Below are 18604 nucleotides of genomic sequence, written 5' to 3'. Positions count from 1 at the left end.
ATCAGTCGGCCCAAGCTAAAAAGGCCGCAGTCAGCCGCTATATCAACCCGGAATTGTGCCAAATTACCGAAGATCTGTTCTTTACTGATCCCTACATTGATCATGAGCGTAATAATTTCGATCCGGCTCTATTACCCGAGGTGCTGGCATTACGTCAGGATGATGCACTCAAGTTGGCTGTCGCTTCGCTAAAGCACCGTTTTTTGAGCAAAGCCGAAGCATTGCTGCACGGTGATATTCATAGTGGTTCTATTTTTGTTGCCGAGGGGCGGCTGAAAGCCATCGATGCCGAGTTTGGTTTCTATGGCCCGATAGGTTTTGATGTGGGCACCGCACTGGGTAATTTACTGCTCAACTACTGTGGTCTGCCGGGGTTAGCTGGCCCAAGGGATGCAGCGGCGGGCCGTGAACAGCGGTTGAAAGATATTCATATTTTGTGGGAAACCTTCGCCCTCCGTTTTCTGGCATTAAGCGAGGAAAAAACACAAGATTCAGCGTTGGCAACGGCGGGTTACGCCCAGCTATTTCTACAGCAGGTTTGGCAAGATGCAGTGGGATATTGTGGCAGTGAATTGATTCGGCGCACCATTGGGTTGGCCCATGTGGCTGATTTGGATAGTATCGCTGATGATGAGATGCGCCGGGCATGCCAGCGGCATGCTTTGAGTTTGGGGCGTACTTTGATTTTGTCAGCGCCACGCATAGATAGCATTGATGATTTTATTGCACGTATTAGACAGAATGGATAGCAAAGATTATCCATAGCTCAACGCGATAGTCATATGAATGAAAATATAATGACCCCGTTAAGTAATACGGGGTTTTTTATTATGTGAATCACTATTACTCATAGTATTTATAATAATTAAAAATCACATGGCTAATATTCCATTTAATGATTGGTATAGCTGTAAAGTTAAAGTGATATTAATGTTTTTTATGGTCATGATTATTTTTGTTTATAGCTTATTATTTCATTGCTTTTAGTTGTACCTCCTGTGTTTTAGATGATTTCCTTTGATTTTAGTATATATATTTCAATTTGTTGCGTTATTATCCTGCTATCTATAATAAACAAAGTTTCTCCAATAAGTTAATTGAATGAGATGTAATTATTATTTAATGTTGATTATGACATATCTACCATAAATAACTATTTGTTATAAATATGAACTGAATATTAGTCTGAAACAACAGCGACCCCTCTTTAAGATATTTATAACTATTACAGCTAGCACATTCTGTTTAATTTTATTTTTTATAAAGGTACAACTAAAAATTAATCCTAATGGACCAGCGTTAAATAACTAAGATTTCTTTATTTAAACTGGCGTTGTCATCATGCTAAGCAGGCATATTTTATGCGATATTTTTATTATCCAGAAAAATCACGGTATCAGAATTACTTTAGCTTTATGGTAATAATATCAATCCTTTTTTTTTGTTCGCAGGCCGTTGCCGCTCCTCAGGTAATAAATGTACCGAATGCTGGTGCGATTAGTAACGAAATACGGCAAACCACACCGGAACCATTACTTGCGCCACAGAAGGCTGAAGTTAAGCTTCCGCCTTTGATTTCGTCCCCTTCGATTGGTCATTCTACAGCGACGGAAACAATCATTTTACGTGAAGTTAGATTTGAGGGTGATACTCAGTTATTACAGTCTGGCGACGGAAATAATAAAGCGCTACGTGGAGCCATTATTCCCTGGCTAGGGCAGAGATTAACCTTTAGCGATTTGCAATCCATGACTTTGGCGGTCACTCGTTTCTATCGACAACAGGGATTTGTTGCCGCTCAGGCAATATTGCCGCCACAAACTATTCGTGAAGGTATGGTCGTCATTCGTATTATTGCTGGCCGATTAGATAATCCGGAAGTCAATAATCTGAGTCGATTGAACACTGACTTTGCTACTGCTGTGATTGAAAGTAATAGTTGCAGTAAAGAAGTAGGATTCTTTGGTAATAAAGATTGTGCGGCTTCACCGGCTGAATTATCTCGTCTTGAAAGAACCGCTCTCATTCTTAATGAAATACCGGGAGTTGATGCGGCTTTGGCATTAAAGCCAGGAACCCAATCGGGAATGACAAGAATTTATGCTGATATTACCCTTGGCCAACCCGCGATGGGATATATCGGCATAGATAATCAAGGTAATGATTACTCTGGTCATAATCGGTTATTAGCCGGAGGGGCTGCCAATAATCTGACGGGGTGGGGAGATCAATTACGAACCGATTTGATTTTATCCAGCTCGGCAGATGTATTCAATGGCATGCTGGATTACAATTTTCCGATTAATACCTATGGCACCCGCGCAGCGCTTAATTATAGCTATTTGGATTATACCCTGAAGGGGCCTTTCGAAATATTGGATGCTCGAGGTCATTCTAACCGTTGGGGCATTAATCTGAGTCATCCGTGGATACGTAATTCGGCGGCTCGGATTGATGCGAATGCAGGTTACTATCAGAGCAGAATGCGTGATGCACTGATTCTGTTACCGGAACAAAAACGTAATCTGGATGCCGGTGAGTTTGGGATTGATGGCACTTTTTCCGCAGTGTCACGTGGGTTAAGTCATTTTAATTTACTGGGTACAGCCGGTCATCTTTCATTGGATGACGAATTTAGTCAGAGCATGAATTCATTGACCGGTATTAGCGGTACTTTTGCCCGCTTTAATTATCGCGCGGGTCATGATCAAGGTTTTGGCCCTTATTTCTCTTTCTTCAACCAATTTACTGGTCAAATGGCCAGTAAGAATCTTGATAGCTCACAAAAATTGCTGTTGGGAGGGCCATTGGCGGTTCGGGCTTACAGTATTGGCGCAGGAGCGGTGGATAAAGGCACGCTTTTTACCACCGAATTACGGACTCGCTGGCAACCCCCGCTTCCAGATTGGGCTGGTGCGGGCAATCAAATCACGGTTGCGGCATTTTTTGACCAAGGATGGGGATCCTATTTTCGCCAGCCTATTGAGGGACTGACGGGAAATAATATCAACCTGTCAGGCTTTGGTGCCTATATCACACTCTCTCGTCCGACAGATTATTTCTTGAATCTGACTTGGGCACATCGCACCGGTCAGGCTGCAACTTCTCAACCGGATAACGACCAACTTTGGCTTAGCGCTTACAAGTTGTTTTAGCGCTTATCAGCATATTTGTCAGGTTTAATGGACGTGAATAATGAACAGTAAATTATATAAACTTATTTTCTGCCGTCGGTTGGGATGCTTAATTGCTGTGGGAGAATTTACCCGAACTTACGGGCGATCATTTTCGTCTTTCGGCAAAGAAATTATTAATAATAGTCATACGAAGGCTGGAAAATTAAGTCATCTGGCTATTCTGACGGGATTAGTATTCGGCACATTACCCCTATTGGTCTTTGCCCACCCCTCATTGCCGGTCAATGGCAATATTGTGTTTGGCCAAGGGAAGATGGATGTTAATAACACCACTCTTACTGTAACGCAGCAAAGCGATAAGTTAGCGATCAATTGGGGCAGTTTTGATATCGCGCAGGGCAACAGCGTTATTTATAACCAGCCAGGGCAGCAGAGTATCGCGCTGAACCGGGTGATCGGCCGCGATGCATCACAAATATATGGCAACCTGAAAGCTAATGGTCAGGTCTTTTTACTTAATCCGAATGGCATTTTATTTGGTAAAGGTGCGCAAGTTGATGTCGGTGCTTTAGTTGCCAGTACTAAATCAATGTCTAATCATGACTTTATTAGCGGGAGTTATACGCTGACCAGCCAAAAACAAGAAGGCAAGTTGGTTAATCAGGCTAATTTGCACACCACGGCAGGTGGCTATATCGCATTGATTGGTCAGCAGGTTGATAATAAGCCATCCGGTGTTATCAATACGCCGCAAGGGAAAGTGGCATTAGCGAGCGGCAGTCGCGTTACCCTTAATTTGGATCGCGGCAACTTACTCGGGGTGCAAGTTCAAGGCGAGCAGGTCAATACTTTGCTACAAAATGGTGGGTTGATTCGAGCTGATGGGGGGGTTATTCAACTGACCACACAGGGTAAAGAGATGTTGATGAATACCGTGATTGATAATACCGGTATTTTGCAGGCGCGTGGTTTGTCTGAAAAAAATGGTGTTATTTACCTCGATGGCGGCAATGAGGGTGTGGTGAGTCAGCAGGGAATGATTAATGTCAGCAGCCAGCAGGGACGTGGCGGCAATGTTATCCTAATCGGTGAAAATATACATTTGGTTGCTGCGAGCAAAATTGATGCGAGTGGGGATGAGAGCGGGGGCAAAGTACTGGTCGGTGGCGACTGGCAGGGCAAAAATAAGCTGATAAAAAATGCGCGTTCGGTTGTGATGGACAAAGGTGCGCATATTGATGTTTCCTCCACACATCAAGGGGCTGGCGGCACCGCAGTTTTGTGGTCTGAACATTACACCGGTTTCGATGGTGATATTCATGCCCGAGGTGGGCCATTGTCAGGTGATGGTGGGCAAGTAGAAACATCCAGTCAGCGCAATTTGCAGGCTTTTGGTCGGGTTGATGCCAGTGCGATTATGGGCAATATGGGCAGTTGGTTACTCGATCCGGCAGAGGTAAATATTGTTAGTCGTGGTGCTGAAAATGGAGTCTCGGTTCAGGTCGGTGATATCCCTGCCGGATATGTAAACAATGCCCAGGTTTTCACGCCAATGGCTAATATTACGCAAATATTGAACACCAGTATCAATGCTCAGCTCGATAAAGGTACCAATGTCACAATTACCACCAGCAATGGCAGTTTAACGAATTGCCGCTGGTGTAATATTACGCTGCAAGCTGATATCAATAAAACAGCGGGTGGCGATGCGACTCTGACGTTACAGGCTGACGGCAATATTGTTAGTAGTAGCCATAATATTACGGCGACCACAGGAAAACTGAACCTTAATTTATTATCGGGAGACTCAATAGTTGATTCGACAATTACATTAAATAATAGTGATGTTTTATTAAATGGTGGGGATTTACTGGTAAAAAACTCCAATAAAAATAATACAGCACGCATTATTATTATGGGAGGAAGATATCAGGTTGGCAACCTAACACTGGAGGGGAATACTGGGTTGGCATCCCATGTAGGCGTCAATATTAGTAATGCTGCTAATATTACCGTGGCAGGTGAAACACGTATAACCGGTGAAAGTAGTAATGCTAATCAGCAAGGGTGGCGTGGCATTGATATATCCGGTGATTCAGTTTTAGTTGGGAAAGATAATATGTCATTTACTATGATATCTAATTCTAAGAGTTCGTGGATGGGAACATTTACTAATGCAACTATTGCTGGCGATAAAAATATAACTTTCCAGGCCAATGCCAATGGCAGTACCTCAGGAGGAGTCGATTTTACTAATGGAAGCCTTGTCTCTAAGTCTGGCAATATTTCATTTGATATTAATGGCGAAATTACCACTCAGACTAGTTTTGGACTGCGAGTTCAAGGTTCACAAATTAGTGGCAATAATGTTAACGTTGAAATAAACACTAAAGGAGTTGATGGCTTATTACTCAGAGATAGTCATGTTACGGCAACCGCAGGTAATATTAGTGCGAATGCTACGACTACCCACAAAGGGCTTTGGATTTCAGGTAATACTAATCTGAACGCCAGTAAAAATATCAGTTTGCAAGGTGTGACTACTAATTCTACGACTGCAGGCGCTGATGCAATAAAGATGAGCGGTAACTCCAGTAGTGTTCAGGTCAATATGGCTGCTGGTGGCAATATCTCTATGGTGGCAGTTAATAAAGGAACTGAAGTTGGAAGTACTATTTCCGCAGATTATACTAATATAAAGGCTCAGGGCGGGGACTTTAATTTAAATATCAGCGGGGTAAAAGGTAGCCCTTTTAGTAATGTTAATATCAGTGCTGATAATATTATATTGAATGGCAATGTCAGCGATAACGATGCGGTAGTGATGACAAACACTTTTCTTACGGCTAAAGGTGATATTAAAGCCAATTTAAGCTCGCCAAACCATAAAGCATTATATTTTAAAGGAAATGGTGGAATGAGTGCTGGGCAGAATTTATCTCTAGCTGTTAATACCTCCGGTGCGAGTGTTGAAGCGGTGACAATCGCTGGAACTGCATCTAATAGAATGAACGTTACGGTAGGGAAAGATATCTCAATAATAGCCAATAATCATGGGAACATGACCGGGGCTGGTATTGGTGTTGATTATGTCAATTTTGCCGCAAAAAATGGAAATTTCACAGCAAATAACAATGGATCAAAAAGTATTGGCATCGCCAATACAAACATTAGAGCAAATGAAGTTAACTTGATATCTAATACTAGTCGCTCTGATGGGGTAGTCATCCGTGAAGCTGATATTACGACATTAACGGGAAATATTAATGCCAATGCAACTTCAACCAATAGAGGTATTGTTATCAGGCAAAATACAACCTTCAGTGCACAAAAGGATCTTATGTTAGCGGCTGCGAGCAGTACCGCAAGTGAAGCCATTCTAGTGCAAGGGTTATCAGACGAGTCACGTAGTCATTTAGTTGCACAAGGGAATATCAGTTTAAAAGGCAATAATAGCAAAGGTTCAAATCCGCTCTCATCCGTTAATCTGGCGAATGTGAGTTTGACATCAGTTGGGAAGAATATTGATATTAATAGCTCATCAGCCGGTGATAGCGATGTTTATTTTAACAATGTCGGTCTTAATGCCGTATTGGGGAATGTTACGGTTTATGGTGAAGCACTGTCAGCGTTATCCACTGCCACAAATTCTGTATTAAGTCTGGGAGGGAATAACAGCATCGAAGCGCTAAATGGCTCACTTATTGGCAAAGCGATTAATACTACCCAAGGCACAGGTACCCTATTTAGAGCCAATGGCAGCTTATCCGTTGCAGGGAATATTGCTATCCAAGGTGAGACCGGTGGTACCGGTGCAACTCGTAATGGTATTGCGTTTTATGGTACCAATACCCTTAATATTGCCAAGGATAGCCAGTTATCTCTTCTCGGTGAAAATACCGGTTCAGAAATGACTGCGGGCGGAAATGGCATCAGCTATCTAAGCCCTAAAACGTTAACTATTAATAATAATGGTTCTTTAACAATGGAAGGGCGTTCAACCAGTGGTGCTGGTATTAATTTCCCCATTAGTAATAATACAGTTGTATTAAATGGTGACGGTGACTCGCTAATTAAAGGTAGCAGTGTTGCTGGCAGTGGGGTGGCTATTTCCGGTGTGGTTAATAATAGTAGCGGCCCTGTCACGATTGAAGGAACCAGTACTGATGGCTCTGGGGTTCACTTGTTCAGTGCCGAACATCAAATTAACCGTATTAATGTGACTGGCAGTTCAATTCAAGCAGAAGGCCTACGCATTAGCGGTAATGCCACCATCACGGATACTGCACTGACCGGCAAATCAATTAATGGCAGTGGTATCAAAATTGATTCATTGCCTGGTTCTGGTGTTATTACCCATACCATACTCGATAATGCCGCGCTCAATGGTAGCAGTGCTCATGGCATAGGGGTGGAGACAACCAGTGATATAAACGGTATTCATCAGAGTATTATTAATGGAACAACAGATGGTGTCGGTTATGGCATTGATATTGGTGAGAATTTACATGTTACAGGTACCAGTGAAACGGATTTGCTCACCTTGCAAGGGACCGCGACGATGGATAGTGGTACTGGGATAAAACTCAATGGTAATAACGATTTAAGTAATACCAGTTTAAATGGTTCAACTGTTGATGGTATCGCTTTAGATATTTCCGGTTCATTGACTAATAGTGGCAATACCCGACTAAACGGCATAGCTTCAGGTGATGGCATCGGGGTGCAAGTTAATGGAACACTCAATAACAGTGTTGTCAACGGAACTTCAGCCAGCGGGGTGGGGGTACAGGTCAGTGGCTCACTAGATGATAGCCACGTTACGGGCATTTCGTCCGGTGGTAGCGGGGTGAAAGTTGGCGCTGAAACTGTTCTTAACAACACCATGCTTAAAGGTACCAGCACTGATGGTATCGGTGTGGAAATCACCGCCAATATGTCAGGTTATTACGGCAGCTCAGTGCAAGGTGATGTAACCGATGGCACCGGGGTGATGATTGATAGGAATACCCTCCTTGTGGGGGGGGACACGGACGATCTGTTGGTTATCAATGGTAATGCGACCGGGGATCATGGTAGCGGTGTGCAGCTTAATGGTAATAACACCTTGGATAACACTACATTAGCCGGTAGTGCCACCGAGGGCGTGGGTATTGATATCGACGGCCCGCTGACTAACAAAGGCAATAGCACGCTTGATGGCAAAGCCACGGACGGCGACGGCGTGCAATTGAACGGCGTTATTGCGGGCGGCACGGTAAATGGCACTTCAGAGCTCGGCTCAGGCATTAAGGTCGATGGCGACAGTGAACTTGATAATACCACGCTGAACGGCAACAGCTCGGATGGCAAGGGTATCGACATCGCAGCCAATCTGACCGGCAATCATAGCAGCGCGGTGCATGGCGAGACCACCGATGGCACTGGGGTGAATGTCGGCCCGAATGCTACGCTCACTGGCGGCGGAGCCGACGATCAGCTGGCCGTAACCGGAGATGCTGGCGACTATAGCAGCACCGGTGTGCAGCTCGACGGCAATAACACCCTGAATAACACCACATTAGCCGGTAGTGCGATCGGTGGGGTGGGTGTTGATATCGACGGCCCGCTGACCAATAAAGGCAATAGCACGCTTGACGGTAAAGCCACGGACGACGGCTACGGCGTGCAACTGAATGGGGCCATTTCGGGTGGTACGGTCAACGGAACTTCAGATCTCGGCTCAGGCATTAAGGTCGATGGCGATAGTGAACTTGATAATGCCACGTTGAACGGCAACAGCTCGGATGGCAAGGGTATCGAAATCGCAGCCAATCTGACCGGCAATCATGGCAGTGCGGTGCATGGCGAGAGCGACGAGGGTATCGGGGTGGATATTGGCCCGAATGCCACGCTCACTGGCGGCGGAGCCGATGACCTGCTGGCGGTGACTGGCAATGCCAGCGGCGATATCGGCACCGGCGTGCAGCTTGACGGCAATAACACGCTGGATAACACCACATTAGCCGGTAATGCCACCGATGGTCATGGCGTCAAGATAACCGGCCCAGTATCCAACACCGGTAATACGACGATTAATGGTAATGCTACTGGTGATGGCCATGGTATTCATATTAATGGCCCAATGAGTGGTGGTTCGGTGAATGGCAATTCAGCTAATAATCATGGCATTTTTCTCAATGATAAGGCTGTGATAGCTGAGATGGCGCTTGGGGGAAATACTGGCTCAGATAAGCCACTGATGTTTATAGCCTTGCCAGAAAATATTGGTAGCAATGCCACTATTAATGGCAAGCCGGTTGATAAGCATAGTCCTGACGGTAGAACCAAACCTGACCCAACATCAACATCAACATCAACATCAACGTCAACTCCAACTCCAACCCCAACCCCAACCCCAACCCCAACCCCGACTCCGGCCCTGACTCTAACCCTAACCCCGACTCCAATCCCAACTTTGATCTCTGAGGGAAAAACGCTATCAAAGCAGATAACGCAGCCTCAGAAGGAAAGCAAACTCGGCTCATTACTCATAAAGCGAAACCAGATCCTCAGCTCTCTTGACGAGCAAATCTTGCCGCCGCCTGTGGTGACTGAATCTGAGCGTGATATCGCGGCCAATATCAGTGTCGCGGTTTGTATTCCTGAGAGCGTTACCACCGGTAGCGAGCCTTGCGATACGCATATTTTAGGAAAGTGGAAGCCCCTGACCAAGACCTTAGGTCAGGAGTGACAGGCTTGTTAACTCGCTAAATTTACTCGGAAAGTCGTGATATCGAAGTGACAAGGAGAGCTGATAATGGTGGATAAAACGGTTGAGTTATCACAAGAAGTAGAGAATTCGACAGCTTTTTCATTGCCTTATTTCGAATTTTTAGTATGTGTACGGCGTTATGAGGATGCGGGGCGATTACTGATATTAATGCTGGAGCAACTGGACACTCAATATGGTCGCTGGGATGTTTTTTCGCTTAAGCAACAATCGATACAACAACAGGAACATTATTGTAATCGGCTCGCGGCAGCTATTGGCAACTTATTCTCTGATCCTGGATTTGTGTTATCTGAAAAAGGATTCTTACAACTTATTAATTTCCATCGTTGGATTGCATTAATTTTCGCAGCGTCCCCATTTGGTCATGCCGATCACGTCATTACTAATCTTAATCAGGTCGGTGAGGGATGTGCTCATCCTCTTCGCTTTGAGCAGAATAATTTTCTTAAATTCTGTGTCATGTATTTACCGGAATCCGGTATTCCTCTACAGCCCGATATATTATGGCAATTTAATCCCAATGCAGCAGCAGCCTTATTTCTGGCTTTATTGTCCCCGCGAATTTTACCCAGCGCAGTGGGGCACGCAAAGCGTGAGCTTTTATTGCGATGGTTACCGGAACGCTTATTGACACTCGATAGCCTTGAACATCTACCAGAACGTATCTTGCATGATGTTTATATGCATTGCAGTTATGCTGATATAGCGGAAAAACACACCATCAAACGCAGTATTAATTTCCACTTACGCAACACACTCTTACACAATGGTCTATCTGATAATCACTTATCACCGCCATCACGCGATAAGCCATTGATGCTGGTTATTCTTGAATGGTTTAACAGCGGTCATTCTATCTATCGCACTCATTCCAGTACGTTACGGGCGGCGCGCGAGCAATTTTCTACTCATGGTGTCACCATTATTGATGCAACCGACACAATAACCCAGGCTGTGTTTGATGACTTTACTGAGGTTAATCGAGCGGGAGCGGTCGAGGCCATTGTGGCATTAACGCAACAGTTGCTTCCCGATGTTATCTATTTCCCCAGTGTTGGGATGTTCCCGCTCACCATTGCGCTGACTAACCTGCGCCTGGCCCCTTTGCAAGTAATGGCCTTGGGGCACCCTGCGACCACTCATTCTGATTATATTGATGCAGTTTTAGTGGAGGAGGATTATCTAGGTGATATTGCGTGTTTCTCAGAAAAAGTCGTCTCATTACCTAAAGATTGCCTGCCTTACGTGCCGCCCGCCAATATTAGCCAGCCGGAACCTATATTACATTTTGCTGAGCGGCCAGCTGTACATATTGCTGTTTGTGCTTCTGCCATGAAAATTAACCCTCGCTTTTTAGCCACTTGTGCTGAAATCGCTCGGCAAACATCAACACCGGTGGTATTTCATTTTCTGGTGGGGTTCTGTTGGGGAATTACCCATCGGGTGATGGAAAAAGCCGTTAATGATATTCTTCCTCAGGCCAGAGTTTATGAGCATTTGGGGTATCTGGATTACTTACAGGTTATTAATCAGTGTGACCTGTTTATCAATCCATTTCCCTTTGGTAATACCAATGGGATTGTTGATACCGTGCGCCAGGGTTTACCCGGTGTGTGCCTAAGTGGAACCGAAGTTCATGAGCATATCGATGAGGGGTTATTTCGTCGTTTGGGGTTAGATGAAGAGTTAATCGCGCATGATTTGGCAGAGTATATTGCAGTAACAGTACGGCTGATTTCGGATAAAGAGTGGCGTCAGAGTTTACGCCAACGCTTGTTACAGATTCAGCCTGATAATGTGTTATTTGCCGGAAAGCCTGAGCAGTTTGGACTGATTGTTCGTGGTTTGCTGGCAGATAAAAAAAGCCTCCGCTAAGGGAGGCTTTGGATAGAGAGTTAGACACTCACTTCAATGAGATTAGACCGTTATGCCGCTTCAGTTTGCCGTTGTTTTGTCGGCTGTTTTGCCACTGGTTTGGTCGCCAGTGCATCCGCTTCGAATTCATCGACATTAATAGAGCGCAGGCGGCTATGTTCTGCTTTGGTCAGTATTGCGGCTTCCTCAGCATTAATTTTCCCTTCAGCCAGCGCGCGTTTAGCAAGCTTATCCAGTCGGGTAAATGGCAAGCTCTTGCCTGCCTCTTTACTCAGGCGCTTATGAATCGGCTCTGCTGCAATCACATCCTGCAATGCCGCTTCCAGTAAACCTACCGGATTAAACTCGCTCGGTGTCAGATATTGACCACGGCCAATACGGCTGCGGGTGGCTGACGGTATTTGCAACAGTTGCGCCAACTGGTGATCCAGACGGTCTGATGGGGCCTGATGAGCGCGCCCAAATGGGAAGACAACAAACCGCATTAACCCGGCAATAAAGCCATTCGGGAAGTTACGCAGTAAATCATCCAGCGCTTGTTCTGCCTGATTCAGCGCGTCTTGTACCCCCCAATGTACCAGTGGCAGATCTTCTTTTTGACGGCCCTCATCTTCAAAGCGTTTCAACGTAGCTGAGGCCAGATACATTTGGCTAAGAATATCCCCCAAACGGGCAGAAATTCGTTCACGACGTTTCAGACTCCCCCCTAGCACACCCATCGAGACATCAGACAACAAGGCTAGGTTGGCGCTCAAGCGGTTCAGATGCTGGTAATAACGACGAGTACTGTCTTTGGTCGGCGTGGCACTGGTGCGGCCATTGGTCAGCCCCAGCCAGAAACTACGGACTTTGTTGCTACCTACATGGCCCAAGTGGCCAAACAGCGCTTTATCAAAAGCGGCAACATCATTCGATTGCGCAGCCGCCATTTCATCCAGTACAAACGGATGGCAGCGGATCGCGCCCTGACCGAAGATAATCATACTGCGGGTTAGGATATTCGCGCCTTCCACGGTGATACCAATGGGGGCACCTTGATAACTACGGGCCACAAAGTTGGTCGGGCCAAGGCAGATACCTTTACCCCCGGCGATATCCATCGCATCCATAACTGCGCGTTGACCACGATGTGTACAGTGATACTTAACAATGGCAGATAACACCGCTGGCTTCTCACCCAGCATAATGCCGCTGGTAATCAAGGTGGCTGCGGCATCCATCACATAGGCGTTACCGGCAATGCGTGCCAACGGCTCTTCAATCCCTTCCATTTTACCGATTGAGATTTTGAACTGACGGCGAATATAAGCATAAGCGCCGATACCCATCGCCACGCTTTTCAAGCTACCGGTGGCATTGGAAGGCAAGGTAATACCACGCCCTACAGACAGGCATTCCACCAGCATCCGCCAGCCCTGACCGGCCATTTTTGGCCCGCCAATAATGTAATCGATCGGTACAAAGATATCGTTACCGCGGGTTGGGCCATTTTGGAACGGTACGTTCAACGGGAAGTGACGATGGCCGATCTCCACCCCTGGGGTGTTGGTTGGGATAAGCGCACAGGTAATCCCTAAATCAACCGTTTCGCCCAGCAGATGTTCAGGATCAGACAGTTTGAATGCCAGCCCGAGCACGGTGGCGATGGGTGCGAGGGTGATATAGCGCTTGTTCCAGGTCAGGCGCATACCCAGCACCTGTTTGCCTTGCCATTCACCCATACAGACTGTGCCGGTATCCGGAATGGCACCGGCATCTGAACCGGCTTCCGGACTGGTCAGGGCGAAACAAGGGATCTCGTCACCGCGCGCTAAGCCCGGCAAATAATGATTTTTTTGCTCTTCAGTTCCATAGTGTTGCAGTAATTCTCCGGGGCCGAGGGAGTTGGGTACGCCGACGGTGATAGCCAATATGCCAGACACACCGGACAGTTTTTGCAGTACCCGCGCCTGAGCATAGGCTGAGAACTCAAGGCCGCCGTACTCTTTCTTAATGATCATCGCGAAGAAGCGATTCTCTTTCAGATAGGCCCACAGCTCTGGCGGCAGGTCAGCCAACTCATGGGTAATTTGAAAATCATTAGCCATACGACAGGCTTCTTCAACCGGCCCATCAATAAATGCTTGTTCTTCTGCGGTTAATTGCGGTTTTGGATAGTTGTGCAATTTTTTCCAGTCGGGTTGGCCCTGGAATAAATCGCCTTCCCACCAAGTGGTACCCGCATCAATCGCTTCTTTTTCAGTACGCGACATGGCTGGCATGACTTTACGGAACATGCGCAGTGCTGGTGCTGAAAACAGGGATTGGCGCAGTGGTGTGAGTGTCAGAGGCAGCAGAACAATCACCAGTGGTAGTAATGCCCAGTATGACCATAACTGTGCCGCACCCATCGCTGCGGTATAAACCACAAGAATCAAACTACTGAGGTACAGGTTCACCCGGTGATAGAACAGCACACCAATAAGAACCAGCAAGGCAACAATGCTTAGAACCATCATAATGAAGCTCCTGAGATGTAGGAGGTCTGACCTGTTGAGTGATACATTTGTTGTAGTTCATCTCATTATATTTATCAATACCATTACATGTTATTTACAACTCATCTCACAAATTGGCAGCACTAACCGCTAAAACTGTTTTGGCTAATGCAAAACCGTACTGGCTAATTCATCACAGCGCTTCTCGCAGTTTCTGCTATCCGGTACACTGACTGAGGAAGAATAATGATGCCATAGGACTATAAAGAGGCTCCCATGTACCACGATTTAATCCGCAGTGAACTGAATGAAGCAGCAGACACACTGGCAAACTTTTTGAAAGATGATGACAATATCAATGCTATTCAGCGCGCAGCCGTATTACTGGCTGATTCTTTTAAAGCGGGTGGTAAAGTATTGTCATGCGGTAATGGCGGTTCCCATTGTGATGCCATGCATTTTGCAGAAGAGCTGACCGGCCGTTACCGTGAAAACCGCCCAGGTTATCCGGCAATTGCTATTTCAGATGTCAGCCATATCTCTTGTGTCAGTAACGATTTTGGTTATGACTACATTTTCTCGCGTTATGTTGAAGCTGTAGGCCGTGAAGGGGATGTATTGTTAGGTATTTCCACTTCAGGTAATTCAGGTAATATCATTAAAGCTATTGAAGCCGCGCGTGCTAAAGGCATGAAAGTCATCACTCTGACAGGTAAAGATGGCGGCAAAATGGCGGGTTCTGCGGATATCGAAATTCGAGTTCCTCATTTCGGCTATGCAGACCGTATTCAGGAAATTCATATTAAAGTGATTCACATCTTGATTCAGTTGATTGAAAAAGAGATGGTAAAAGCTTGATGTGCCAAGGTGACCAACAATAGTCGTTATCTCGTTGGTCACCTTGAGATTGAGTGAAGGGTTCGGCTATTACAGCCATATTTAGGTACTCGGAGGAATATATGTGCGAACTGCTCGGGATGAGCGCAAATGTTCCGACGGATATTTGCTTTAGCTTTACCGGCCTGGTGCAACGAGGCGGGGGAACTGGCCCACATAAAGATGGCTGGGGGATTACCTTTTATGAAGGTAATGGCTGCCGCACGTTTAAAGATCCTCAACCCAGTTTTAATTCACCCATTGCCCGATTGGTACAAGATTATCCGATTAAATCCTGTGCGGTGGTTTCCCATATCCGTCAGGCAAACCGCGGCGAAGTGGCATTAGAAAATACCCATCCCTTTACCCGTGAAATGTGGGGAAGAAATTGGACTTATGCCCATAACGGCCAACTTAAAGGCTATCGCCAATTGGATACCGGAACGTTCCGACCTATCGGTCAAACAGACAGTGAATATGCTTTCTGCTGGCTGCTGAATCAACTGGCAAAACGCTACCCGCGCACACCGAGTCATTGGCCCGCCGTATTTCGTTATATTGGCACCCTATGTGAGCAATTACGCGCCAAAGGGGTGTTTAATATGTTGCTCTCGGATGGGCGTTTTGTGATGGCGTTCTGTTCAACCAATTTATATTGGATAACGCGTCGTGCGCCTTTCGGCAAAGCGACTTTGCTGGATAGGGATGTTGAAATCGATTTTCAACGCCAAACCACACCTAAAGATGTGGTTACGGTGATCGCTACTCAGCCTCTAACTGGTAATGAAACCTGGCACAAAATTGCACCAGGTGAGTTTGCATTATTCTGTTTTGGCGAGCGTATTTGATTTTGTCAGCGCATCTGATTTTGTCATCGCATACTGCGAGGTCGGTGTACTGGAGGTCGGCGGGCGGCTAAGGACATACTGCCCGTTGATGACAGAAACTGAAGGCGGCATGCGGTTCTTAGCAAAATACTCATAACCCGGCTGCAATTGACGCCAGAAGTTATAATCCGAAGAGTTACGGTGGCGTTGCATATTTTGTTCAGTCATGCGGAACGGATAGATACTGATATCCACTTTTTCCTGACCAAAGATAAATGCCGTTTGCACGTAGTTAAATATCTCGTCCATATAGGCATCAGTCATTGCATAACAGCCGATTGATTTGCAAGCGCCATGGATCATCAGATATTTCCCTGAATAACCTTGCGACTTATCATAATCATTTGGGAAGCCAATATTAATAGCCCGATAAAACTTACTGTCGGGTTTTAAATGGCGCATATCAATAGTGTAAAAACCTTCCGGACTCTTAAAATCCCCTTCACGGCGTTTTGGACCAAGTCCACCTGAGAATTCACAGATACGGTAGCTTTGCACCAAACGATACTCACCTTGTAACCTGGCATATAATTCCAGAGTACGTTCTTCTTTGAAGATTTGAATATAGACCGATGACCCTAGTAATTGCTGTTTTAGCTCTTTGGATACCGCCACAGGCTCACTGGCTGAGCTGGTGAAGGAGACCGCAGGCAAACAAATTATCATCGCAAACATTATCGTCACGAATGACGGCGCGATTTTGCCCATTCTTATTCCTACTTATATTTATAGATGCCACTGACTTTCTGATTTATAGGCGCAGATTATCAGTCAGAAAATTTTTAGCAATATATGTTTTGTATAAAATAAATACAAAATCGTTAAAGATGAATTAACAACACGATTTTACCGAATATATACAAAATTTAGCAGTAAATTATTTGTGTTTGCTTGACTCAAGTCACTGCATTTGTCAGACAGTGCTGGGTGGCAAATGCTAAAATTGCTCACTGCTGATGACCCGCTCAGTTATTGGCTGTTTCGCTATCTAGGCTTCGATAACATCCAATAAGGGTATCCGTATTAATATCTAAGACTCTTTCGGTCAGTATTTATGTTTATCTAATCGACTCGGTATTACACCGCCGTTTAACTGAACCATGAAAGTATCTTATCTTTGTGTGGCTGTACACTCTGGGTTAGTACAGCATTTGATATAACTAATAAAGTAGTTCAACTCTATGATTAAAATAAAGAAAGGGTTAGATATCCCCATCGCTGGGGCACCTGCACAAATAATAGAAGAGGGGCCAACAATTCATCATGTGGCTTTGCTTGGTGAAGAGTATGTTGGGATGCGTCCCTCAATGTTGGTTCAAGAAGGCGATTGGGTAAAGAAAGGCCAGGCGCTATTTGAAGACAAAAAGAATCCAGGTGTGATGTTCACCGCCCCTGCTAGTGGCAAAGTCAGTGCCATCAATCGTGGTGAGCGGCGGGTTCTGCAGTCTGTGGTGATTGAAATTGACGGGAACGAGCAAGTTCCGTTTGAACATTATGAGGAGTCCTCTCTCAACCAACTGAGTGATGAACAAGTGCAGCGCCACTTGCTGGCATCGGGGTTATGGACTGCTTTGCGTACCCGCCCTTTTAGCAAAACTCCTGTTCCTAATAGTCGTCCGCGGGCCATTTTTGTCAGCGCCATGGATACCCAACCGCTGGCTGCCAACCCGCAAGTTATTATTGCCGCCGAGTCTGATGCCTTCAATCATGGTTTAACTATATTGGCCCGTCTGACCGAAGGGAAAGTGCATGTTTGTCATGCGCCGGGGCAGGCCGTTGCCAGCTATCAGAACGCACAGGTGACTTACAATGAGTTCTCTGGCCCGCATCCTGCTGGTTTGGTTGGAACTCACATCCATTTCCTTGAGCCGGTCAGTCTGAACAAAACGGTATGGCATGTGGGCTATCAGGATGTGATTGCCATCGGCAAATTATTTACTCGTGGTGAGCTGTGGACAGATCGTATCGTCTCACTGGCAGGGCCGCAGGTGGAGCAGCCGGTTTTACTGCGAACTCGCCTTGGGGCCAGTTTATCTGAACTCACTGCCGGTCAACTGAAAGAGGGGGATAACCGCATTATCTCCGGTTCCGTGCTCAGCGGTACTGCTTTCTCCGCCACTCATGGCTATCTCGGGCGTTTTCATCAACAAGTGTCTGTCATCCGCGAAGGGCGAGAAAAAGAGCTATTCGGTTGGGTGATGCCGGGGCGTGATAAATATTCGATTACTCGCACCACATTGGGCCATTTCTTCAAGCACAAGTTGTTTGCTTTCTCCACTGATATGCATGGTGGGGAGCGTGCGATGGTGCCGATTGGTAACTATGAGCGCGTTATGCCACTGGATATTTTGGCCACTCATTTGCTGCGTGATCTGCTAGCTGGCGATACTGATAGCGCCGCAGCGCTCGGATGTCTGGAGTTGGATGAAGAAGATCTGGCTCTGTGTACATTTGTCTGCCCCGGTAAGTATGAATATGGGCCGGTATTGCGCGACATACTGACCAAGATTGAGCAGGAAGGATAACCGATGGGCCTGAAAAGTTTTCTTGAGAAAATAGAGCACCACTTTGAAGCCG

9 protein-coding genes are annotated in these 18604 nt (G+C 46.0%); 7 read left to right on the top strand and 2 right to left on the bottom strand.

What is annotated here, in order from left to right:
* The 4 genes from mtnK to ACNSO8_RS12655 form a co-directional block, all read left to right on the top strand.
* A partial coding sequence (gene mtnK, locus ACNSO8_RS12670; RefSeq protein ID WP_418394809.1) for an S-methyl-5-thioribose kinase occupies positions 1-749 on the top strand: 749 nt, incomplete at its 5' end.
* Positions 750-1361: 612 nt separating this feature from the next.
* The gene (locus ACNSO8_RS12665) at positions 1362-3155 is read left to right on the top strand and encodes a ShlB/FhaC/HecB family hemolysin secretion/activation protein (protein ID WP_418394808.1); all 1794 of its coding nucleotides are present in this window, start codon (positions 1362-1364) and stop codon (positions 3153-3155) included.
* A 40-nt stretch (positions 3156-3195) separates the two neighbouring features.
* Positions 3196-9870 carry a filamentous hemagglutinin N-terminal domain-containing protein gene (locus ACNSO8_RS12660; protein ID WP_418394807.1) on the top strand — a complete coding sequence of 2225 codons (6675 nt, stop codon included), beginning with the start codon at positions 3196-3198 and terminating at the stop codon, positions 9868-9870.
* A 66-nt stretch (positions 9871-9936) separates the two neighbouring features.
* Complete coding sequence (locus ACNSO8_RS12655) at positions 9937-11787, top strand: glycosyl transferase (protein WP_050160311.1); 1851 nt, start codon at positions 9937-9939, stop codon at positions 11785-11787.
* Between the two features lie 50 nt (positions 11788-11837).
* Here ACNSO8_RS12655 and fadE read toward each other — a convergent pair whose 3' ends face one another.
* On the bottom strand, positions 11838-14285 hold the full coding sequence (fadE, locus tag ACNSO8_RS12650) for an acyl-CoA dehydrogenase FadE (RefSeq protein ID WP_057630669.1): 2448 nt from the start codon (positions 14283-14285) through the stop codon (positions 11838-11840).
* A gap of 255 nt (positions 14286-14540) precedes the next feature.
* Here fadE and lpcA point away from each other — a divergent pair, with 255 nt between their 5' ends.
* Both lpcA and ACNSO8_RS12640 read left to right on the top strand, forming a co-directional pair.
* The gene (gene lpcA / locus ACNSO8_RS12645) at positions 14541-15122 is read left to right on the top strand and encodes a D-sedoheptulose 7-phosphate isomerase (protein WP_005167499.1); all 582 of its coding nucleotides are present in this window, start codon (positions 14541-14543) and stop codon (positions 15120-15122) included.
* A 101-nt stretch (positions 15123-15223) separates the two neighbouring features.
* Complete coding sequence (locus ACNSO8_RS12640; protein WP_418394806.1) at positions 15224-15988, top strand: class II glutamine amidotransferase; 765 nt, start codon at positions 15224-15226, stop codon at positions 15986-15988.
* Here ACNSO8_RS12640 and dpaA read toward each other — a convergent pair.
* Positions 15962-16735 carry a peptidoglycan meso-diaminopimelic acid protein amidase gene (dpaA, locus tag ACNSO8_RS12635; protein WP_046051488.1) on the bottom strand — a complete coding sequence of 258 codons (774 nt, stop codon included), beginning with the start codon at positions 16733-16735 and terminating at the stop codon, positions 15962-15964. The two genes, ACNSO8_RS12640 and dpaA, sit on opposite strands and share 27 nt — an antisense overlap.
* A 473-nt stretch (positions 16736-17208) precedes the next feature.
* On the opposite strand from dpaA, the gene ACNSO8_RS12630 reads away from it, so the two are divergent.
* Positions 17209-18552, top strand: coding sequence for a Na(+)-translocating NADH-quinone reductase subunit A (locus ACNSO8_RS12630; RefSeq protein ID WP_019081363.1), 1344 nt, complete (start codon positions 17209-17211; stop codon positions 18550-18552).
* Positions 18553-18604: the final 52 nt, after the last annotated feature.

This window comes from Yersinia sp. LJYL362, assembly GCF_048323875.1.
This window is presented reverse-complemented; position numbering and strand designations above follow the sequence as displayed.